Origin of the sequence: Larkinella punicea, assembly GCF_003334855.1 — a bacterium.
Lineage (GTDB): Bacteria > Bacteroidota > Bacteroidia > Cytophagales > Spirosomataceae > Larkinella > Larkinella punicea.
Window position 1 is genome coordinate 122531 of the sequence record NZ_QOWE01000022.1, and the last position, 22968, is coordinate 145498.

The following is a 22968-nucleotide window of genomic DNA, read 5'->3' on the forward strand; positions in this document are numbered from 1 at the left end:
CAGGAGGGAAATTCCTCTATTTTTCCAATTCACGTTCATAAGCGACAATCATTCGGTAATAGTCTTGCAAGCGATTCAGGTAATCCATTTGGCTCATATTGAGCGTTTCCCAGCCATCGATCACGACCGGTAACTGCTCTTTATTTTGCTCGTAGGCAATCATTAGCGTTTGATAATTCTTCTGGAAGGTCGGAATGACCCGCTCCCGGTAATTGTCCAACTGCTGCTTCATGTTGCGTAACTCCGTCTGCATGGCGGCAACCATGCCCTGCGTTTCATTGAGCATCGCTTCCCGCTCTTTCTGCATAGCCTGGATCTCATACTTCATACCTTTAATCTCTGCTTTGTACATCCGCGAAGACCAGGGAGCGATAGGAATTGTCACCATCCCCATTGCCGTGAACTGATTGGGCATCCCTTTATCGAGGGGAGACATATGGTCGAAACGAATTCTAAACTCGGGTCTGCGCTCCGCTTTCTGGGCTTCGATGCCAAAGTACATGGAACGAATGGTCTGATCCATGCGTCGAATGTCGCTTCGATTGCCGGCAATCAGCGCCGTGTCGATCAAGGTTACCTCCGACAGGGACAGGTCTTTCGGAATGATTAAGGTCGTATCAATCGTAAAAAGCTCCGTTTTGGGTCGGTTCATCAACGTATTCAACCCAATTCGTTTCTGGTCAATCTCCGCTTTAACCATCAACAGCATATTATCCAATTCGTAAAGCCGGGCCTGGGCTTTGTAGATATTTCCCAGGCTACCCTTCGAATAGGGATAGCGGATGTCCGCCAGTTTCTTCATCGTTTGCAAAATTTGCTGATTTTCGATCAGGACCGCCTGCTTCTGCTCGCCTACCAGCCATTCGTAGTAAAGTTGCTTGGCCTGCGCCCGTAGCTGATTGAAACTAACCGCCCTCCCGGCTTCTTCGACGGAGGCCCGGGAGCGTTGATAAGCTACCTGTGCCCGTTGTTTGGCCTGATTGGGAACGGCCTGTTCGCCGGAAATCATTACCGAACCTTTGTCGCGTTCTTCCATGATATAGCTTCGTGGGTAGGCCATCATGAATGTTCCGGCGCCCACCATCGGGGCCATCCAGCTCCTGGCGCCCTCCGCCGTCGCCCGCAGGGAAGCCGCGCGATTCCCATATGTTTGGAGTTGGGGATTGCCGGCGTCAATGACCGCCAGAATGCTATCGAGCCGTAGAACCGGGCCGCGATCATTCGGGTTACGATTTGCTGGGCTGGAAAGGATGGCTGGTTCGGCAACCGTATTGCCTGGAGCGGTTTGTGCAAACCCGGTCAGGCAAAGGAGATAGGTTAAACCCAGAAAATAGGGGGATTTAATGCGTAACATCGGATACGTCCAGTTTACCGTATTTTTTTAATTCATACTCCTTGGTCATCAAAAAGATGAGTGGAGTTACCAGCAGAATATGCGTCGAGGAAGTTAAAACACCACCAATCATCGGCAGGACGATGGGTAGCATCACATCGCTGCCTACGCCTGACGCCCACAGAACGGGCACGAGGCCAAACAGGGCCACCGAAACCGTCATGATTTTGGGCCGCAACCGTTTGGCAGCCCCATCGATGACGGACTCTTTTAAATCTTGCGGGCTTATGGTTTCTCTGGAATTGCCTTTCCGCTCGACCAGTTTTCGCATGGCATCATTGAGATAGATGACCATCACCACCCCCGTCTCCACGGCGATGCCGAACAGGGCAATAAAGCCAACGGCCACCGCTACCGATAGATTGACCCCGTAGAAGTAAACCATGTAGGCACCACCGATTAAGGCAAAGGGAATGGTGATCAGACTTAAAAATGCTTCCCGGGCCGAATGAAAAGCCAAATAGAGCGACAGAAAAATAATGACCAGCACAATCGGTGCGATCAGCAGCAGGGTTTGCTTACCCCGAATCAGGTTTTCGTACTGCCCACTCCATTCCAGAAAGTAACCACCCGGCAGTTTAAGCTCCCCATTTACTTTGGCGATGGCTTCCTCAACCGTGCTGCCTAAGTCGCGGTCGCGCACGTTGAACATCACCGCCCCACGCAACAGAGCATTATCCGAGGTAATCATCGGGGGGCCATCCTCAAATTTCAAGGTTGCTACTGCGGATAGCGGAATGGTCCCGAAAGCGGCTGTCGCAATGGGGATGCGCCGAAGGCGCTCCACGCTGTTTCGGTAATCCTGCGCCAGTCGGACGTTAATGGCAAACCGCCGACGCCCTTCGATGGTCTGACCGATCGGCGAGCCGCCAATGGCCGATTCAACTACCCCATTGACATCATCGACGCTCAGTCCGTAGCGCCCCAAGGCATCGCGATTGATGTCCACCGTTAAGTATTTGCCGCCCGTGACGGGTTCTACGTACAGGTCTTTTACCCCCGCTATGCCTTCGAGAGCGGCTTTGACCTGTTCAGACACCGCATAAATGCTATCCAGCGATTGACCGTGAACCTTGATTCCCACGTCCGTGCGAATACCGGTGGACAGCATGTTGATGCGGTTAATAATGGGTTGCGTCCAACCGTTGATTACACCCGGAATTTGTAGCTTGGCGTCTAATTCGTTGATAATCGCTTTCTTGGTAATGCCTTCCCGCCACTCCGACTTGGGTTTGAGCATGATAATGGTCTCAATCATGCTAATGGGGGAGTTGTCGGTTGCGGTTGAAGCCCGACCGGCCTTGCCCAGAACTTTGTCCACCTCCGGCACCGACTTAATGATCTTGTCCTGAACCTGCAAAATTCGCTTGGCTTCGGCGTTGGAAATGTCCGGTAGCGTGACGGGCATAAACAGGATGCTTTGTTCATCAAGGGGGGGCATAAACTCCGACCCTAAACTCAGCAGCATGGGGATACTGATGGCCAGAGCCAGCAGATTAATGGCCAGGGTGGTTTTTCGCCAGCGCAACACGCCCCGGATGAGGGGCTCATAGACCCGCTCCAGGAAGCGGTTAATGGGATTGGCGTGATCGTCCTTGAAGCGACCTTTCAAAAACAGGGACAGCATCACGGGGGCCAGCGTGACGACGAGGACCGCATCCACTAGCAAGATAAACGTTTTAGTCCAGGCCAGCGGGTGAAACAGCTTGCCTTCCTGCCCGGTAAGAAGAAACACGGGCAGAAACGACGTGATGATGATAATGGTCGAGTAGAACACCCCTCGGGAGACTTGAATACTGGATTTTTCAATAATCGCCAGCCGCTCTTCTTCGGGAACTTCGATGTAGTTCTTGGGTCCAAATCCGAACCCGCGTTTTATTTTCGTCCACATAATTACGGTTGCGTTTGGGGATGGGGAGTAGACTCCGGTTTATTTTCATTCGTTTTCTCGTACGCCCCCACCTTCCTGCTTTCCGCCGTCAGTTCAGCCTGGCGGACGGCCAGGTTTTTATAGGCGTTTTCAGCCATGATAATCCCGTTGTCGACAATGACCCCGATGGCCAGGGCAATTCCCGTTAGGGACATGATGTTGGACGAAATATCGAAGGCGTTCAGCAGAATAAAACTGGTAGCGATGGTGATCGGAATCTGAACAATGATGCTGATGGCACTCCGCCAGTGCAATAGAAAAAGAATCACCACCAGCGAGACGACAATCATTTCCTCCATGAGGGTGTGCTGAATGCTACTGACCGACTCCTGAATCAGCCCGCTACGGTCATAGACGATATTAAACTTGACGCCCTGGGGTAATCCCCTGGCAACTTCCTCCATCTTCTTTTTAACATTGCCGATGACCTCGTCAGCGTTTTCTCCGTAGCGCATCACCACGATACCGCCTACCGCTTCGCCAGCTCCATTCAAATCGAAGATGCCCAGCCGGGTAGCTCCCGTCATCTGAACTGTAGCCACATCGGCTACGCGAATCGGAACCGTGTTTAGGGTTTTGATCGGAATATTTTGAATCTGCTCGACTGAGCCTAAATACCCCGTCGTCTTGATGATGTAGCCAATGCCGCTTAATTCAAATTTACGCCCTCCGGCTTCATTATTATTGGTGCGGATCGCCGTTATCACCTGGGGTACAGACAGACCATAGTACGTTAATTTGTTCGGATCAACAGTGACCTGGTATTGTTTCTGAAAGCCGCCAAATGAGGCAATTTCAGCTACTCCCGGTACGTTTTGCAAGCCGAAAGCAACGTACCAGTCCTGGATGGCCCGCTGCTCGCCCAGGTCCATACCCGGTGCGTCAAGGGTGTACCATAGGATGTGACCGACGCCGGTACCGTCGGGTCCAAGTGTCGGTGAGACTCCGCCTGGCAAGAGCCTGGATGCATAGTTAAGCCGCTCCAGGACCCGCTCCCGGGCCCAATAAACGTCGGTGTCGTCATTAAAGATGACATAGACGAAACTCATGCCAAACATGGACGTGCCACGTACGTATTTTACCTGCGGGAGGCCCTGTAAGTTCGTTACCAGCGGGTAGGTAATCTGATCTTCGATCAGTTGAGGGCTGCGCCCCATCCACTCGGTAAAGACGATGACCTGATTTTCGGAAAGGTCAGGGATGGCGTCTATTTTACTAGTTTTTACGGAGTAAATGCCCCATCCAAATAGCCCACCGGCAATCAGTAGCACGACAAAGCGGTTTCTTAGCGAGAACCGGATCAGTTGCTCAATCATAAAAAGAATACGTTATTGCAAAATAGATAGCGCTGAACCTACCAATTGGTAGATATCATTGAGTTACGCGCTTTTGTTTTAGGGGAATAACCGAAAGACCACAAGGTCAATGGTATGTAGTTGCCTGGCTTATAGTCTGAACGTTTCGACAAGCAGGAGAATATCCCGGACGGGAGATGTAGGAAGGTAAGAAAAACTACGCCGGGTTGCCAAATCCGACTGGGCCAGCAAATAGCAATACAGCAGCGCAAAGTTAGGTCGAGGTTTTAAAACGGGTTGATGATCCGCTGGTGGGGCAACGACCTGAATTGTGCTCAGAAGAAGTGCGGGACGCTCAATTGAGGAAAGACAGGTCATATCCTGGCACTCCGACACGGGTACCTCGCAGCAGGGACAGGCTGACGCTTGCATAGCCACACAGGCCGGTGCTGCTACTAGACCGGTGCTTACCGTCACGAGCCAGAGAATCCAACTCAATAAGGATATGTGTTTGAGTGATCGCATACGTAACTATTCTTCTACTAGGCAAAAATAGGGCTTTGCGGATTTATGCGTGTTACAAAATTAAGTGTCGGTCTTACAAAATTTCGAAATATATCCTTGCATCAGAGCTGATTCTGAAGTGGTTGGACGATTACATCCGGTGTAAGTGGAAATCCGCGGCATAGTAATACTTGGCCAGCCCCTATTTCGTCCACCGTTAAACTATGATTTCGTTCCATGTCTACTTTTCCCCGGAGTAACTGAGCCCGACAACTACCGCACTGCGCTTCCCGACACAAATAAGGTAGTTTTAGATCAGCGGCCAAGGCCGCATCCAGAATACTTTGACCGCTGGGAACCGTGAAGGATTGAGTAAGACCGTTGTGAAGGACCTGAACGGTTTGCGTTGGAAGGTTAGAATAATCGCGTTGGGGATTCATTTCTTGAGCAGGTACGAAAAATTGCTCTTTAAAGCGTTGGTTGGCTGGGATATTCAGGGATTCGAGTGCTTGTTCGATGAGTTGCATAAATCCAAAGGGCCCGCACATATAAAATTCGGTTGGCAAGGGAATCAGAGTCTGGAGCCGGGCAATAAATTTCTTAACCAATAGGCGACTGAGGCTTCCTTTAAAATAGACCCGTTTAAGTTCCGTATCGGATAAATCCGAGTATTGATCGAGGGCGTGATAGACCGAAAACCGATCTGGATGGGCAATCTGCAACTTGTTTAATTCTTCCCGGAATACGACGCTTTCCCAGGATCGATTCGCATAAATTAAAGAAATAACGGAATTGGTCTCGGCATACAGTATCGACCGGATCATCGAATACAATGGGGTAATGCCGCTACCTCCAGCGAATAGAACCAAATGACGCTGGTTAACCGGGTCAGGAACCGTATAAAACTGGCCTAGAGGTCCCTCGATGGTCAACGGCATTTCCGGTTTGGCGTAATCAACCAGGTAATTCGACAGAACTCCATCGGGGATACGTTTCACGGTGATGGCTAATTCGGAATCCATTACAGGAGATGTACTCAATGAGTACGTCCTTGTAATGGGTTTTTGGCCCACAATCGCCGTCACGGCCAGGTGTTGACCTGGATAATAGGTAAACCCATTTTCCGGGGTATCAAAATAAAGCGTTACTGAATCAGTCGTAGGGTGTACGACTCGTTTAATGGAAAGGCTCGTTTTCATGGTATTCTTTAGACAACCGCACAAAACTAGAGGTCGGCAGTAGCCAGTCCGTTACAAAATTGCCGGGAAGCTTTGTAGTTTTTTGTTAAAGGGGCTCAACCGGGTAAGGCCCGTTGGTAACCTCGAATTCTTCTATTTATTTAGGCTTTAAATCGTATTAGCTATGAGAACCCTGTTTCGTTTTTGCTTTTTCTTCCTTTTTCTACTGTCTTTTTGGGCGGCTAAACCGATTGAAACGGATCAGACGCTGGCCGCCGGGAAAATGCCCGTTATTATCGCAGACCGAAAGGGGGCCATTCACCTGGTATTTGGTCGGAATGATACGGTATTTTATGCTTCGTCAGTGGACAAGGGTAAATCATTCTCCCGGCCCGTACCGGTTGCCCATCTCCCCAAATTGGTCTTGGGCGCTACCCGTGGCCCCCAAATTGCGGTCACTGATAAAACGGTACTCATTACGGCGATGAACCAGACTGGAAATGTCATGGCCTATTCCATGACTCGCGCCAGCCGCAAGTGGTCACCAGCGGTCCAGATCAACGACCAGCCGGAAATTGCCAAAGAGGGTTTTCATGCGATCGCCGGATCGGACGATGGGCCCTTTTATGCGGTCTGGCTTGATCTTCGGGGGGATAATCATAATAAAATTGTGGGTTCCCGCTCAACGGACGGGGGGCGTACGTGGACAGCAAACCAAGTGATTTACCAGTCGCCCGACCAAACCGTGTGCGAATGCTGCCGGGTGTCGGTGGCTGCGAAGGGTAATCATGTATACGTCATGTTTCGAAATTCGGTCAATGGCTCGCGGGACCTGTATATAGCTGGATCAAAAGATGGAGGCAAGAAATTCCTGCCGTCGCAAAAACTTGGGACGGGAACGTGGAAGCTGAAAGCTTGTCCCATGGATGGTGGAGGAATAGCCCTAACCAAGGACGGCCAGCCTATTACGGTATGGAGACGTGAAAGTTCGCTGTATCAGTGTCGGCCTGGTGAATCCGAGCTATTGCTGGGTCAGGGAAAGAATGTGGCCATAGCGGCTGTAGCCGATCATTGGGCAACCACCTGGCAAAAAGATGGGGTTATTTTTATTCAGCCGGTCAATCAAAAGCCGATTGAGGTAGGGAAAGGGCAGACACCCAGTATCGCCTTCGCGGGCTCCGTTATGGTTTGTACCTGGGAAAGTGAAAAGCAGGTTAAAGTAGCTTCGATTGCTTTGTAGGTTCTCGGTTTTTACCGGATCGTACATACGCGTATAAACGACAAAGACGGTTCCAAGGGCCGTCTTTGTCGTTTAAATTGGTGTGGGATTGTTACCGGTCAGTTCAGTTGTTCCGCTTTATAACCGGCGTTCTCTACGGCTTTTTTAACCTGTTCCGCCGAAATTCCTTCGGCCACAACGGTTAATACCTTATCGGGACTCTCCGTATCGACTTCCCAATTTTCTGCCCCAACCGCTTCATTGAGGAATGGTGTTGCTTTGGCAATGCAACCACTACACTTGATATTGGTTTTGAATTTTACCGCTTCCATAATGGACATTTTTTAATAAAACAAATTACTGATGCAAAGGTCGTCGTAGAACGTAAAGGGGATGTTACAAAATTCCGGAACCGATTTGTAACATTGTTGAAACCTGCCTCACGTGTTGTGTAAATTATCGAATGTCTGCACTATTAGAATGGTTTTATTTAAAAAGTGAAATGAAGGATCGAGAAAATTACCGGGTAGATAGTGCTTGAATTGCTTTTACCTCCTGCCTTAATCGTTGACGGTCCTGGTGAAGGGCTCTGAAGTGAGTAACCGGTAGCCCTGTTTCCCTGATCAAATGGCCGGCCATTTGTTGGACCGACTCGTAACCCATTCGTTCGGCTAGAAAAGGGAGAGGCCAGTCGGTATAAACCAGGAGTTCTTTTACTTTATCTACGCGCTGAAGGTTAAGGTATTTTTCAAAGCTCACGCCTTCTACGATTAGAAATAGGGCGTCTAATTGGTTTGCGGATGTTCCTAATTCAGTGGAACACAATTTCAACTCATTCCAGGCGATAGGTTGTTGTATTAATTTGTCCAACTCCAGCTCAATCCAGGATTGCGTCCGATATATAAGAATTTGGGAAGCTTCGTCCAGCCGAGTCATATTCAAAGCATGTAATGCTTCGTCCAGTAAGTATTTGGCATTAATTTGGGATAATCCGGAAAGGGTAAGCCAATTACCATGGCTGGTTTTAATTTGAATTCCTATTGTAGCTAATTTATGCTGTAGAATTTCTTGTCTGCCGGACCCTTTCAGTCCTTTAATGGCAATGGTCTGCACATCTTCCATGTTTAATCAATCTTACTTGTAGAGAACGGACAAATCTCGCTTAGAATTGAAGGATTTCTATTACAAAATTGGCGTACAATTTTACAGAATTGTTGGTCCGAAACCCCTTGATGCCATTGACCAATGTTAAGACCCAAGTTCGTCGAGTTGGTTTAAAAAATAGGACAGGGCGGAACAGGGGCAAACTTGCTGGAAGGGAAAATTGAAGAAAGAAGCGAGTAAGGGGAATTTTAGAGTAAGGATCAGTTCGTGCCGTAAACAGTCCAATATGCTGGTAAAAATAAGTATTTATAGGAATTAACTTGAGTTAGATAAGCGATTTAAATCCAATCAAGAGGGTTACGATCTGAAGAACTGCGATTCCGATAGGCAGCTGGAGTGAGACCTGTAATTTGCTTAAATTGGTTTGTCAAGTAAGCCACACTGCTATATCCCAATCGAATGGCAATTTCATGGATCGATAGTTCACGGTAACTGAGGAGTTCCTTAGCTTTTTCGACTCGTTGGAAAATCCAGTATTTTTCAATCGTCACATGTTCCGATGTGGAAAAGAGGTGGCTCAGGTGGGCGTAATCCATTCCCATATGTAGTGCTAAATAGTCGGATAAGGTGGTCTTCAATTGCATGATGCGGCCACTTTGAATCAGCTCGATGATGAGCGTTTTAAGTTGATTAACCAGGCGTGTATTGCGATCAGTTAATAACTCGAAGCCTTGCTCTTCCAAGGCATTGGCTATGGCCAGCAAATCAATGTGAGGGGCTTCCACCGTTACTTTACCTAACTCGATACGATGAACCTGGTATCCCTGCTTTTCCAGGTCTTGCCGTACTGCCCGAATGCAACGGTCACAGACCATATTTTTGATAAACAGATCTTGTATCGCCATTTCGATGATTATTAATTTGGTTAAAATATGGAGAGTGGCATGCACCACTCTCCATTCTAGACTTAAATTTCGTCTGTCACTTTCCCACACTTGAGCATTTTGCTTCCATAATACGGGTTAGCGACTTCTTTTTTGTCGCTCAGCCAGGAAGCATCTTTCATGGGGCAAAATTGAACATAGGCTTTACCGGGCTTGGTAGATTTAGCCAAAACGATCATATTTTTCGATAACGTTTCGAACTGTTCCCGTTGGACTTCTATTTCACTTGTTTTGCTGATGCTTGCAGCACTCGCTTTCGCGGCAGTCAGCGCTTTCTGATCCGTTGCTGAGAGGGCACTGGCTGCTACTTTATTAAAAGCGGAAACCAGTTCTTCGGCTTTGGCTTTCGCTTTATCCCCATCGGTTGCCACCAAGGCATCTTTAACACTTAAATAAGCTATCAAGGCAGGTTTTGTGGCTTGAGCAGAAGCTGCCTGACCGAATAAACTCAGGCCTATGGCCGCAATTATCATTCGCATCGTTTTCATGTTATAAATTGGAGTTTGAAGGTAATTTATTGATTGTCAGTTTAATGTTTGGAAATCGGGACATTGTCCTGCCTTTACTGTTTTTTCTCCCACTCAGCGATGAATTGGTTATTGATGATTACATAATCGATTATTTTTTCAGCCTTTGCCATTTCTGCGGATTGCTTAGCCGCAACAACGGCAGCTTTGTAGTCGCCATGCCGAGCGAGAAGCTTCGCTTGCAAGTGCAGATAATTAAATGCAGGCTTCAATTGAACCGCTTTAGTTGCCCAGGATAGCGCCTGTTTCGTGTCCTTCTCATTATCGAAGTAATAGAGTGCCGCTTGATAGTAAAGCCCAGGGCGATCTTCCTTTTTTACATTTATACGGTCTAGAATCTCGGCAGTGATACGACGGTCGGCGGTACTTTCCAAGGGGATTGCCAAGGAAGTATTTGCCCAGTGCAGATAAATACAGCCGTTGTTGCGGGTCAGATCCTGGACTTCGATGGTGAAAGACTCATAAAACCGCGTTGAAGGTTGGGGTTTTACCCGGAGTCGGAGTAAATCGTTCTTTTCACTATACCCTTCAGTACCATGCCCTTCTACAAAAGTGTTGAGAATAACGGTCCAATGCTGATCTTCTGGGATTGTAAAAAGGGAGTATGCTCCTTTAGGGACCCAAGTCCCCGCCACGCGCATTGAGTCTGAAAAGGTAATAATTGTAGCATCAGAGGCACCGGTGCGCCATAACTTTCCGAAAGGAACCAGGCCACCGAAAATGATCCGTCCTTTTACTCCCGGCCGGGAGTAACGAAGGGTGACATCCGTAAAGCCGATTTTTTGATGAATAGTCGTGGAAGGGCTTGGTTCTGGAAGATTCAACTGAGCCCGAATGGCGCTGGAGACTAAAGACAAAAGTCCAACTGCTATGAGAGTTCGTGTGTTCTTTTTTAATTGATTCATGAATAAGATTTTAATTTTTTAGTACAATTCCGTTTGGTTTTTTACCGACAACAATATCTTTGATCTTGGAGCGAGTTTTTGTGTCAATAATGGAAACTGAACCTGCTCCCTGATTGGTCACATAAGCCAACGATCCATCCTTTGTAAAGGCAATGGCATGAGCATCAAGGCCTGTAACTATTTCACCCGCTTTCATCCAGACATCGTTCATGCGGTGAAAAACCACTACTTTATTGCCGCTTGCCGCCTGACTAACCCATAATTCATTCAAAACCGGATTAAAGGCCGCATAGCCCGGTATAAATCCAAGAGAGATGGTTTCTGTAACCGCAAGTGTACCAACATCGATGATGGATATACTCTGGCCCTTTTCATTATCGACGTACATTTTTCCATCGGCACCCGGCCAGGCGCCAACCGGATCTTCACCAACCGGAATCGTTTTTACTACGGTTTTAGTAGCTACCCGGATGACCGTAATGCTGTTGCTATGACCATTGGCTACAAAAGCATATTGCCCATTGGATGAGAAGGTCACTTCCGCCGGTTCTTCGCCAACCGGAATGCTTTGTTTTAAGGAGAGCGTCGTCGCATCGTACACCAACGCTTTCCCGGCTTCATCCATCTCAACAGTCCATAATTCGGTGCCGTCTGGAGAGAAAGCAGCATTGTGATTCATTGCGGGAGTCTCCTGGTTGGCCAGCAATTTACCGGTGCGGCTGTCCAGAAGGACAACGCGGCCTTTCATGCCAGCCATGCTGCCACTGTGCCCTCCACTTAAGTCTGTTCCTGGTACGCCGAGGCTGAGCCGGGTACCATCCGGAGAAAGATAAATGTGATGCGGCCACATAATTTGATCAGTCGTGCCGCCCATCGAATGACCGCCCATGGAAGCATCTCCCAGAGAAATAGTTTCCTTTAGCTGTTGGGTAGTAAGATCGATAATGGAAACGGAGTTACTCTCTCCATTGACGACATAGGCCGCTGGGTAATTAATGTTTAATTGTGGGGTTGTGTCTTGCATTCTCCAACAGCCTGATAAAATCAGGAGGGGTATAGCCAGCAAGAAACGCGAAGCGATTTTCATAGCCAGGGTTAATTTCGAAATTATGAAGAGATAGAATAAACTTGTGCCTTATTACCTATATCCATATAGGTACGGATAGTAGCTAAGGTTCTTTGCCACAACGGAACGTGCCAGAAACAAAAAGTAAGGCATGCAGGCGGGGAGCCTACAACGAGTGAAGGTGGCTTAAATTAGCCAAATACAGTAGTTAGTCAATCGAAAGCGTACAGAGCGGGATGGAGGATCATCAGCCCTATAAAGCGTCGGATGGTACGATTCGATTGGCAATAGGGTAGTCAGCCAATGAAATAACCCAAAATGCTCTGCCCAGTCAGTAACAGGCGGATTCAGGTCAGTCGCTTTAATTGAAAACTGGCTTTTGGGTTCCAATCGCTCGAACCGCTCAGCATCTTTGCAACAGGGTGATTTATAGATGATAGGCCCGGTTTCATTAGAAGCAAATTTTGGTTTATCCGGGCACTGCTTTTTGCACTCTTTCTTAGTGAACAGCAATTCCATCGACTTTCCCCTCATCTTACACCAATGCTCCGCGACGATATGCCCGCTGCTGCCGATCAGCACAAAGGCTGCCAGCCACAAGCAGATAAGTCGGTGATACCAGGTCAGTTTCATGAGGAGAGTCTTACGGGTACAAACTTAGGGGGTCTAGTCAATAAATCAGTTACAGGATTTAGGCAGGAATTTACAAAATTTATAGATTGAGGGAAATAACCGAATTCTTTCGCAAAGTTGTAGGATAATCACGGAATAGTAGAAACTAATATGTTCATTATCAGTATAAATAAACTTGGCCGGCGCAAGTGGCCAAGTTTAAATAGAATAATTGTAGGGACGCGCTTTCTCCTTGCAGTCAGCATCCCCGAAATTCAAACTAAAATTTTCTTCGACAAATAGACGATACACTTTCCTTCGGAGCTTATGTGAAAGTTAGAACTAAAACTGAGTTCGTTGTCTTTCCCATTTTCCTCCAAATACTCTTCGACTGCACACCAAACTTCCTCATCGATTGATACCTCTTCTACTAAGAGGAATCCGTGGGCTAAAACTCTTCTTTGGGGATCGAGATTGGTAATAATTGCCATTGGTAAGGGGAGTAAAAAGTTGAAAACATATTAACAGGTCAAGCGGTCTAAAACTTCTTGTAAAATCCGGGCAAACTCCTTGTCATTTGGCGTTGTAAATAAGTTGAAATGATCGCCTGGTACTTCATAAATAGTTACCCCTTTTAACGCAAATGGCTTCCAGCCAAGAAACTCGAAATCATCTAGATAATAACTTCGTTTTTTGGCACGAAATAACATAACAGTGATTTGCTGAGGGATTAATAAAATGCATCCCGTGGCGGATATACCCGAACTGTGTCAGCTTCCCCTTTACTATCGGCGATTTTGGTTTACAGTCGCTCTTCTACTAGTAAAGCTCAGTCTTCGGAAACACTACCATTCAAGTAAACCAAAAAAATTCAATCAAGCGCCTTCAAAGGCCTCTTCTTCATATCACGTTTTCACAATGGTCGTTGCTATAACAGTAAATGAACATTTCAAAAATCCATAAACTAAAATGTTTCACCTTGCCGGGTCGCCCCGATAAACCTTCACGACCGGGCAAGGTGAAACATTTTAGTTCTTTGGTGACTTTTAACTCGCGAATACTTTTTAAATTCAAACAGGATTCTCTTATAAAACCCCTTCCATCTTCAACTTTTTGGTGTTATTTCCCGGGTTTAAATCAATCAGCAGGTGATTCGGATCAAGGCCGGCACGCCCGGGCTTTTCTGGAACCGTGAGAATGATGGTCTGCTTACCCGTGCTAATGCGATGCTTTCGAAGGTAGAGCACTTTTTCCGATGGCTGGTCTTTGGCAGTCGGTGCGTAGACGCCAATTTCTATCCAATCCTTCATTAGAACGTTGGTCTCCATGCCGATGCTGTCGACGGTCATCTTCCGGGCTTCCAGTTCCAGGATTACTTGCCAGGTGCCCTCCTTGAGTTGTTTCGCGGTGGCTCGTTGGGTCTCCAGTTCCCAAAAGGTGTTTGCCGCAAAGAGATCATGGACCATAACGTGCAGCGAGTCGGGCGTCACCGTCTGCAACTCCCGGTAGAAATCGAGCGTCGTTGGCAAGGGAGGATTTGGTGTATAATCGCGAAGCATCCGCCGAAGCGCATCATTGACCCGATCCTTTCCAATGTACTTTCTCAGGACGTACAGCGCGAAGGGTCCCTTGCGGTAATTCATGAACTGGTTGTTGGCGCGCAGCAGGGGTGGAGCTGCCCGGGAGCGCGGCACTTCATACTCCAGTCGCATCTGGGATAAATACCGCAGCAGGTGCTCATAACCCAGTGTTTCCTCCACCACCTGCATTGCCGAATACGTCGCCAGGCTTTCAACGAGTACACCGGCGCCTTCGACCGCTGCGGGTGAAAGAAAAAGGCCCCACCACTGGTGCGCCACTTCGTGGGCCATGATGTGGTAGGGAAGGTCGAGACCTGCTGGCCGGGGATTCATCAGGGAATATCCTTCCTGATAATCAATCGTCATGGGCTCGGCATGCATGCCACGCCCGGGCCCCGGTCGTTCCAAAACCCGAAAGTGACTGTAGGGGTAAAGACCGAACTCCCGGGAATAATACGCCAGCGAAGCCTGGGCGCTTTTTACCATGCGCTCCACGTTGGCGTCGTGGTCTGGATGATAATAGATTTGAATCGTAACCGGTTTTACTGTCGGCTGCGATCCCGGTAAGGGGTTTGGGAAGGTTTGCCCGGATCGGGGCGAATGGGGGATCCAGTGGGCTTCGCGTACCGCGTACCGCGCCGAGAAAAAAGCGTAATCATTGTGGATTGGTGCATTGGTGGCATAGTGGAAGTACTGACGGTCGCCTTTCGTCCACGTACGGCGCAGCGCCCCGGGTGCCACACCGATCTGGCCCCGGGTGGTGCCGACAATCGCTTCCAAGTCTATCTGTTCCGCATGACGGGTATCGTTTCGCGCGGCAACATCGTAGAGAGAGGGCCTCTCCGTACGCGGAGCGAGTCCATGCGTTGAGCGGTCACGCACATCACGCAGACGGCGATCATCCTGGTAACCAATGACGGGCATCCAGTCACTGGTTAAATGAGAACCATTCGCGACTACGGAGGCATCCACGCCCGTGTTGCTGAAGCCCCGGGGTTCGATGTGCATCTTGAAATGCATTTGCAGGGAGTCACCGGGCTGGAGCGGATTTTTCAGGGAATAGATCCGGTAACCGAGCTCATCATCCAGCACCATTGGAAACGCGGGCCGGTTGAATGAAACGGCTGCGATCCCATCCTGAGGAATCGTGGAAAGGTGGATCGAGTCGATGGCGACTTTGCCGCGATTGACCAGCTGGTACGTACCGGCTATTTCAGCCTTTTGTTCATCGGGATAGAGCTCGACCTGCAACCGGGTGCGCACCAGGACGGGTCGCGGGGCATTCCAGTATGACCCGTAGCGTCGCTCGTATTTCGCGCGCATCAGCAAACGATCCGCCTGATTTAAATACGCATTCAGCACATTGGTGTTGTAAAAAATGAAACCACCGGATCCGGCAACCAGTACCACGGCCATCCAAAAAGCGGGCCTGTACGCTGCGAAGCGGTGCTTTGCCCGCTGGAACCGCGCGTGTAGTCCACCTTCCTTACTCCGCACCCAAAACAGCGTCGCTATCACTGCCAGTAGAAACGCCCAGGATACCCAGTAGAACTTGAACCATAGCCAAGGGGTGATCGTGGGCCCGAAGCCCAGCATGTCACTGTAAGACCACCCGGGATCGGATGCGTAAATTAGTATATTGTGCTCAAGGCCAATCATCGATGCGAAAAGAATGTACCCATAGACGCCGATTGCGACCATGTGACCGATGTATTTTTGATTCACCAGAATATGAATCGCGTAAACGAGCAGGGCGAAAAGGAGGTAGTTGGTCAGTTGAATGCCGAAGAGCGCCTTCAGGTATACCCCAATCTCGAAATGGTGATACTTCATGACGAGCTGGTTGATGATGCCGGCCCCCATCAGGAAGGTCACCCAGGTGATGATGACGAGCGACAGTCCCAGGAATTTGCCCAGCAGCAGGACCCATTCGCGTACCGGCGTGGTGTCCGAAAGCTCATTGAGCCCGGCTTCCCGTTCGCGCCAGACCAGCTCCCCGGCGTAGAAGATGGTGAGAAAAGGGATAATGATCCACTGGGTTTTGAAGCTGCTCAGGGCGGGTGTTAGTGTACGTAACACCTCTTCCGTTCGGGCCAACAACGGAACCCCGAGCCATTCCATGTATTCGGGTGCGAACAGGCCGGTGCCAATCGCTAAAAGGGCTACCAGCGTGAGCCCGCCCCGGGATCTGGCAATCATTCCGAACGAGGTGCGGGCAATGGCGAGTGTCTGGCGCACATCCGTGGTGATACCAAATTGACGGAAGCGGTTCGGCAGGTTGATCGGACTGGTGTCCCGGTTGCCTTGATCCGATGCGTCCGGAGAAGTGAGTACAGGGGAGCGCCCTGGATTGGATCGGCGACTGAAAATACGCGTCCATGGGGTATTCGGTATAACGTGGCCCAACCGAAACCGGAAATACGTAAAGGCCAGCGCCCCTGCCGCCAGGCCAAACCACAACAGGCGATTCCAGAGCCAGGGGCCTTCGAGCAGGATCAGCCGCGTATTCTTGTCGATCGGCGTCCAGCCTTCCATCTCCACGACGATGCTGGTGCCCAAAAGATCCATCAGGCTGCCCAGGACCTTCCACTCCAGTGCGTAGTGAACCGTTGTACCGCCGAATTGTGAAAAGATGAGAATAAGAATGCTGGCCACGTAGCTGGCGATGGCCCGGCCACTCAAGGCTGCGACTGTAAACTGGATGGCCGTGGTGGCAACGACGGTTGGCAAGGCCAGGAAACCGTAATTGGTAAAATACGACGCGAGCCGGAAAGGACCCATGAATTGCGTCTTGGCACCGGGACCATAAAAGGAAAGGAGACACCCGGCAAAAAGGGACAGCAAAATCAAGGCATTTACGGCGAGGGCGGCCAAAAACCGCGCTCCCAGATAAGTAAGTTTGCTGACCGGGGTGGTGTACATAAGCGGATGCATCCGCGTTTGCCTGTCCCGGGTTGCCGCATCGCCGGCAACGACCCCGCCAATGACCACCCAGATCACGCTGCCGAAGACCGTAAAGAAGGCGATCGTACCCGGCGCATTCAGGTACGTTCCGTCGGGCAGTGTGACCATTCGCAGGATCAGAAAACCAAACAATAGAAATAAGCCGAACAGGAGCCAGGTCGAAGTGTGGCGCCACTGATACCGGAATTCAAAGCGAAAGATTTCTGTGAACTTCATGGTTGTATCCTGATCAATCAACCGTTACCTTCTTTATATTAACTTCTGAGCGCTCCTCCCAGTTGAGCACGTGGTCGGGATCGATGCCGGCACGGGCGGGCCTGCGGGGCACGGTCACGATGATCGTCTGCCTGCCGGAATGGATGCGATGCTTCCGTAAGTAGAGCGGTTCTATTTCCTTACCCGGTTGGTCCGGCGCGAATACCCCGACCTCGATCCACTCGTCCATCGGCACTTCCTGCTTCACCCCCGCGCTATCCACCACCACCTTATGCGTTTCCACATCCAGTGTCACCTGCCAGTTGCCGGTTTTAGTGGGAGTTGCCACCGCCCGCTCCGTCTCCAGCTTCCAGTACGTGTTCACCTCGAAGAGATCATGCAGCAGATACTGTAAGGAGTCCGGCGTCACCGCCCGCAATTCCCGGAACAAATCCAATGTTGTCGCCAACGGAGCGTCGACCGGTCGATGCTTTTCCAGCAGGTTCCGCAGCGCCCCATTGACGCGCTCATCACCGATGTACTCGCTCAAGGTGTTGAGTGCAAAGGGTCCTTTTCGGTAGGACAGGTACGGGTCGAGCCCGCGGAGTAACGGTTCGCCCCGAAAAATTGGTGAGTAGGGATGCGGCTGCCACATGTAGCTAAAAAGCCGCTGAAGAGCTTCCGGTCCCCGGCTGTGTTCCACCACCTTCATCCCATAGTACCAAGCCAGGCTCTCGGACATCACCGGTGCTCCTTCGACGGCGGCATACGGAACCGTCCATTGGTGGGCCATTTCGTGGGCAATGATCGCGTAAGGGTGATCGTGGCTCCGGCCATCGTCCTTCGGATTCCAGAGGGTGAATCCTTCCCCGTGGGTGATCATTCCGGCATCGGCGTGCAGGCCCGTGCCATTCCCGGGCCGCTCGACCACGCTCAGGGACTCGCGCTGGTAGGGGCCGAAATTCTTTGAATAGTAATCCAGGGAAGCCCGGATGCTCCTTAGTGTACGGTCCAGGTGCGCCGTGTGCTGGGGGTGATGGTAAATTCGAATCTCGACTGCCCTTCCCGGATCATCGGAATCTTCCCACCAGGCTTCGTGCACCGCATAATTGGCGGAGAAGAAGGACCATTCACCGCCGATCGCCTGGGTTGAATAGTGGAAATAGCGACGCCCCAGTTCGGTCCAGGTTCGGCGCAGATTTCCCGGTGCGACAGCGACCTGCTCCCCCGGAGTACCCATCACCACGTCGAGGGTCATGCCCCGGCCCCGATCGGTATACGCTTCTTCGTCGTTGAGAAAAGCGATCAGCGGCCGCAGAGTGAGCCCGTGCTCGCGCCGGTCGGTGGCCGTGATCAGTTCACGGGGGCGTTGATAGGCGATCGCAGGAAACCAGTTCGTATTCATGAAGAAGGTCCCATTCGAGGTTACCGAAGGATCGACTCCAGTCTCCCGGAAGCCGCGCGACTGAATAGTCACCTCAAAGTCAAGCCGCAGCGAGTCGCCCGGTTGGAGCGGGCGGTCCAGCACGTAGACCCGGTGGCCGTGGTCTTCGTCGGCGATCACGAGTGTGGCTTTCCGGTCGAAGTCGGTGCCGGTCGTAACACCCGGCATGATCGCCACGTGGATGGAGTCGATGGCCACGGCGGTGCGGTTGATGAGCGAATAGGAACCCAGGATCTCTGCTTGCCGACGCTCCGGATAAATCTCAATGTGCAGCCTGGCGCGCGTTGCCTCTGGTTGAGGGATGCCATCGAAGCGTTCATAGCGTCGCTCGTACTCGGCCTGTCGCTCCTTCTTTTCTGAAACAGTTAAGTACTGGTTCAGGACATTGGTGTTGTAGAAAATGAATCCGCCGAGTGCAAGGATGAGCACCACCGCCGTCCCGGCCATCCAGGGCGTTGAACCGACGAAACGGCGTCGCGCCATCAGAAGCCGAAACCGGAGGGCCTCTTCCCTGCCGCGTACCCAGAGGAGTCTCGCCACGACGGCCAGAAGCCCCGCCCAGGCCGCCCAGTAGAGCTTGAACCAGAGCCAGGGACCCAGCGAAGGGCCGAAGCCGCGCATCTCCGTGTACGACCACCCCGGACCAGCTCCGTAGACGAATAAATCATGATCGACTCCGAAGAGGGAGGAGAGGGTGATGAATACGTAAGTGATCGTCGCCACCAGGTGACCGACGTATTTCTGGTTCACCAATACGTGAATGACCAGAACGAGAAACGCGAAAAGGAGGTATTCGGGAAGTTGAAGTCCGAAGAGAATTTTCAGGTATAACGGCACGTCAAACGTATTGTAACCCAGTATCGCCTGAGCGAACAGGCCCGCAAACATCTGCAGCGTGGTGAAGGCGACGAGCAGGAGACCGAGCCCCAGGAATTTGCCCAGGAACGGCGCCCATTCAGACCCAGGCATTGCGTCGGTGATCTCGCCGAGTCGGGCTTCCCGTTCCCGCCAGATCAGTTCACCGGCAAAGAAAATGAGGAGCGCCGGGATGATCACCCAACGGCTCAGTTCGGCAGACAGCGGAGCGGTCAACTCGTTGATGACCCGCGTGGTCGTGGGAACCAGGGGAACGCCGTTGGATTCCATTTGATCGACCACCACCGGAATGGTCAGAAGTGGGATAACCGTCAGCAGGGCAAGTCCGGCCCAGCTCGTCGCGATCGTTTGGAACAACGTCCACGCAAGGGTGAGCGTCTGGCGGATGTGCATGCCGAAGCCGAATGTCCGTGGGATCACCGGAACCCAGATTGGTGTGCTGGCCCTGATACCGATCACCGGCGAATTAGTGGCATCCTCTCTGACCACCTGTGGTCTACGGAACAGAAGGCTCAGGCGTGTCCACCGCGACGTGCTCCCCAAACGATGGGTGAATCGAAAACCCAGATAGGTAACGGCGACTGAGACCAGACCGATGCTGAGCCACATGAGACGGTTCGTCAGGACAATACCCTCCAGGTTAAGCAGTCGCTCCTTCTTTTCAATGGTTGTCCACAAATGCGCAATGTCTTCTACGATGAACCGAATTCCAATCGGGTCCACTAGTGTCCCTAGACCCAGCTTGTAAAGTAGGAAAGACGCCACGAAAAAGCCCATGAAGAAGAGAATGAAACTGCCGAAGTAACTGGCCATGGCCCTTCCGCTTTGGATGGCAAGCCCGAATTGGAGTGCCGTCGCCACGAATGCGTTCGGCAGTGACAGAAAGGCGTAAGCGGTCAGAAAGGCAGCCGGTCGGAAGGGGCCAATCAACTCAGGATCCACGCCCGGCAAGTAGATCCCCAGCAGGATCCCCACCTGCACGGCCAGCAGGAGCAGGGCATTGAGAACGAATGCCGCCAAAAAACGCCCGCCGAGATACTGGGCCCTGGTGATGGAAGTGGTATAGATCAGTGGATGCATTCGGCTCCCGGCGTCCCGCGCGGCCGCATCGCCGGCTATGGCCGCGGCCATCATCAGCCAGATCAGGCCGCCAAATACCGTGGTATTTGCGATGAGAAATGGTGAGTTGATAAAAAATTCCTCGAAAAGAGCCTCGGAGACGGCCCGGTCTCTGGTCATCAGGAAATTCAAATAGACCAGAACAATTAAAAAGAGCCAGATATAAGGACGGCGGACCTGGTAGGCAAACTCAAAGCGAAAGATTTCCCGGAACTTCATGGCTATGGTTAGGCTTATTTCGGTTGGAGGCCGGCTCGTTGGGGATAATGACCTGCCATGGCGCTGAAGTAAACATCCTCGAGGTCAGGCGGCACCGACTCAAAACCAACCGGCTCTTCCCCGCTGTACACGTGGACGACCGTGCTTCCGCCCAGGAGTTTGGTGGAAATGATTTTATGCTCCAGCTCCACCTGCGGCAAGAGACTTTTTTCGATAATTTTCCGCCAAATCTTTCCTTTGAGTCCTTCTATGGCCTTCAGCGGTTCGGCCTCATGTATGATTTCACCTTTGTTGATGATGGCCATGCGCGTGCACAACTCACTCACGTCTTCAACAATGTGCGTGGAGAGAAGCACAACACTGTTCTCGCCCAGTTCACTCAATAAATTCAGAAAGCGTACGCGCTCGGCCGGATCCAGCCCGGCGGTAGGCTCGTCCACGATCATCAACTTCGGGTTACCCAGCAGCGCCACGGCGACACCGAAGCGTTGACGCATCCCCCCCGAATAGCCACCGAGTTTCTGTTTGCGGACGTCCCAGAGATTAGTTTGCCGCAGCAGTGCCTCGACGACCACCTGGCGGGACCTGCGGGTCGTGATGCCTTTCAGGATGGCGAAATGATCCAAAAGACTTTCGGCGCTTACCTTCGGATAGAGGCCAAACTCCTGGGGCAGATAGCCCAAAGTCTGGCGTACTTCGTCTTTCTGATTGACTACATCGATGACATGCCCTGAATCCGGGCTAGAGACTTCCAGGCTGATGGTCCCTTCATCGGGTTCCTGTAAAGTGGCCAGTATGCGCATGAGCGTTGACTTACCGGCACCGTTCGGTCCCAAGAGACCATACAGGCCATGGGGGATGGTGAGGGTTACGTTTTTAAGTGCCTGTACCGCACCGGTGGAATACGTTTTGGAGATGTTCGTAATTTTAAGGGTCATAGTGCCTGCGAATTATGGCTTCAGAATGCCGTTGAAAGAGCCCTGGAGGTTTTATTATCCAGCCGTCGTAAAGGTATTCCAAAGAACTTTGAATAACAAAGTAAGTTGTTAAAAAAATAGGCCTTTATCAACTGGAAACCCGCAGGGTTACGATGCAGATTATCTTTTAGTCCTAAGTCAATTCCGTTTTAACGAAACCTGCCCGTTTGGCTAATCGCATGACTTGCGTAGTTTGAAAATTTCCACCCCGTGCCGTTTGGAAGCCGGCACCGTTTAAGCGCCGGGCAATTTCGCCGTAACTCAAGTTGATCATCACCAGCGCGCGGATCAACTCGGTGGCCTTCCGGTTGTTTTCATTCGTTAGGCCTCTCTTTCGATTCGATTCGGCCGCTTTGGCCGAGACTGATGGGTGCAGAAAGGACTGGGCACCGTTACGCCATTGACCGACCTGGCGTAACTTTTGATCCAGTGCCTGTTTGGTACGATTACTGATCAGCTTACGTTCCTGCTGGGCCAGGGCGGCCAGCAGGTGAATGGTAAATTCATTGGCATCGGGCATATCTGCGCAAACAAAGCTAACCTTCGAATCCATCAGCGACGAAATAAACGTCAGGTTGCGGCTGAGTCGGTCCAGTTTGGCAATGACGAGCCGGGCCTGGTGAGTCTTGGCGTAGTGGATGGCTTTGAGTAGCTGGGGTCGCTGGTTGACCTTGCCCGATTCAATGTCGGTGAATTCCGCCAGGATCCCAGACGGATTTTGAACAAACCGTCGGACGGCCGACTGCTGGGCATCCAGTCCTAGCCCCGACTTTCCCTGCTGTTGGGTACTGACCCGGTAGTAAGCGACGAAGGTTTCCATGCGGCAAGATAGAAAAAAATACCATTACATATCTATTACGACCGTTGTGAAAACGTTATAAACATGAATAATTTGCTACTTTTATCCGTGGAACACC

The 22968-nt window shown here is 50.9% G+C and carries 17 protein-coding genes; 1 reads left to right on the top strand and 16 read right to left on the bottom strand.

Going from position 1 to position 22968, the window contains the following annotated elements:
• Positions 1-16 precede the first annotated feature (16 nt).
• The 4 genes from DUE52_RS23915 to DUE52_RS23930 all read right to left on the bottom strand — a co-directional run bounded on the left by DUE52_RS23915 (position 17) and on the right by DUE52_RS23930 (position 6321).
• Positions 17-1354, bottom strand: coding sequence for a TolC family protein (locus DUE52_RS23915; RefSeq protein ID WP_114408591.1), 1338 nt, complete (start codon positions 1352-1354; stop codon positions 17-19).
• Positions 1341-3284 carry an efflux RND transporter permease subunit gene (locus DUE52_RS23920; RefSeq protein ID WP_114408592.1) on the bottom strand — a complete coding sequence of 648 codons (1944 nt, stop codon included), beginning with the start codon at positions 3282-3284 and terminating at the stop codon, positions 1341-1343. Before DUE52_RS23920 ends, DUE52_RS23915 begins: the two co-directional genes overlap by 14 nt.
• Before the next feature lie 2 nt (positions 3285-3286).
• On the bottom strand, positions 3287-4639 hold the full coding sequence (locus DUE52_RS23925; protein WP_229312286.1) for an efflux RND transporter permease subunit: 1353 nt from the start codon (positions 4637-4639) through the stop codon (positions 3287-3289).
• Positions 4640-5244: 605 nt separating this feature from the next.
• A complete protein-coding gene (locus tag DUE52_RS23930) occupies positions 5245-6321 on the bottom strand; it encodes a ferredoxin--NADP reductase (protein ID WP_114408593.1) in 1077 nt (358 codons plus the stop codon).
• A 163-nt stretch (positions 6322-6484) separates the two neighbouring features.
• Between DUE52_RS23930 and DUE52_RS23935 the strand changes: the two genes are divergently transcribed.
• Positions 6485-7540, top strand: a complete 1056-nt coding sequence (locus DUE52_RS23935) for a sialidase family protein (RefSeq protein ID WP_229312287.1) — start codon at positions 6485-6487, stop codon at positions 7538-7540.
• Between the two features lie 98 nt (positions 7541-7638).
• Here DUE52_RS23935 and DUE52_RS23940 read toward each other — a convergent pair whose 3' ends face one another.
• From DUE52_RS23940 to DUE52_RS23995, 12 genes are all read right to left on the bottom strand, one after another.
• Positions 7639-7851, bottom strand: coding sequence for a heavy-metal-associated domain-containing protein (locus tag DUE52_RS23940; RefSeq protein ID WP_114408594.1), 213 nt, complete (start codon positions 7849-7851; stop codon positions 7639-7641).
• Between the two features lie 187 nt (positions 7852-8038).
• On the bottom strand, positions 8039-8641 hold the full coding sequence (locus DUE52_RS23945; protein WP_114408595.1) for a helix-turn-helix domain-containing protein: 603 nt from the start codon (positions 8639-8641) through the stop codon (positions 8039-8041).
• Between the two features lie 320 nt (positions 8642-8961).
• Positions 8962-9528 carry a helix-turn-helix domain-containing protein gene (locus DUE52_RS23950; protein WP_114408596.1) on the bottom strand — a complete coding sequence of 189 codons (567 nt, stop codon included), beginning with the start codon at positions 9526-9528 and terminating at the stop codon, positions 8962-8964.
• Positions 9529-9590: 62 nt separating this feature from the next.
• On the bottom strand, positions 9591-10055 hold the full coding sequence (locus tag DUE52_RS23955; RefSeq protein WP_114408597.1) for a DUF3347 domain-containing protein: 465 nt from the start codon (positions 10053-10055) through the stop codon (positions 9591-9593).
• 74 nt (positions 10056-10129) lie between these two features.
• On the bottom strand, positions 10130-10999 hold the full coding sequence (locus DUE52_RS23960) for a DUF2911 domain-containing protein (RefSeq protein ID WP_114408598.1): 870 nt from the start codon (positions 10997-10999) through the stop codon (positions 10130-10132).
• A gap of 10 nt (positions 11000-11009) precedes the next feature.
• Positions 11010-12086, bottom strand: a complete 1077-nt coding sequence (locus DUE52_RS23965; protein ID WP_114408599.1) for a YncE family protein — start codon at positions 12084-12086, stop codon at positions 11010-11012.
• Positions 12087-12251: 165 nt separating this feature from the next.
• Complete coding sequence (locus DUE52_RS32205; protein WP_133299932.1) at positions 12252-12698, bottom strand: HYC_CC_PP family protein; 447 nt, start codon at positions 12696-12698, stop codon at positions 12252-12254.
• A 500-nt stretch (positions 12699-13198) separates the two neighbouring features.
• The gene (locus tag DUE52_RS32210; RefSeq protein ID WP_133299933.1) at positions 13199-13387 is read right to left on the bottom strand and encodes a thioesterase domain-containing protein; all 189 of its coding nucleotides are present in this window, start codon (positions 13385-13387) and stop codon (positions 13199-13201) included.
• Between the two features lie 375 nt (positions 13388-13762).
• On the bottom strand, positions 13763-17437 hold the full coding sequence (locus DUE52_RS23980; protein ID WP_114408621.1) for an ABC transporter permease/M1 family aminopeptidase: 3675 nt from the start codon (positions 17435-17437) through the stop codon (positions 13763-13765).
• Between the two features lie 13 nt (positions 17438-17450).
• A complete protein-coding gene (locus DUE52_RS23985; protein WP_114408602.1) occupies positions 17451-21074 on the bottom strand; it encodes an ABC transporter permease/M1 family aminopeptidase in 3624 nt (1207 codons plus the stop codon).
• 14 nt (positions 21075-21088) lie between these two features.
• Complete coding sequence (locus tag DUE52_RS23990) at positions 21089-22012, bottom strand: ABC transporter ATP-binding protein (protein ID WP_114408603.1); 924 nt, start codon at positions 22010-22012, stop codon at positions 21089-21091.
• 172 nt (positions 22013-22184) lie between these two features.
• Positions 22185-22871: a recombinase family protein gene (locus tag DUE52_RS23995; RefSeq protein ID WP_114408604.1), complete on the bottom strand. Its 687-nt coding sequence runs from the start codon at positions 22869-22871 to the stop codon at positions 22185-22187.
• Positions 22872-22968 lie beyond the last annotated feature (97 nt).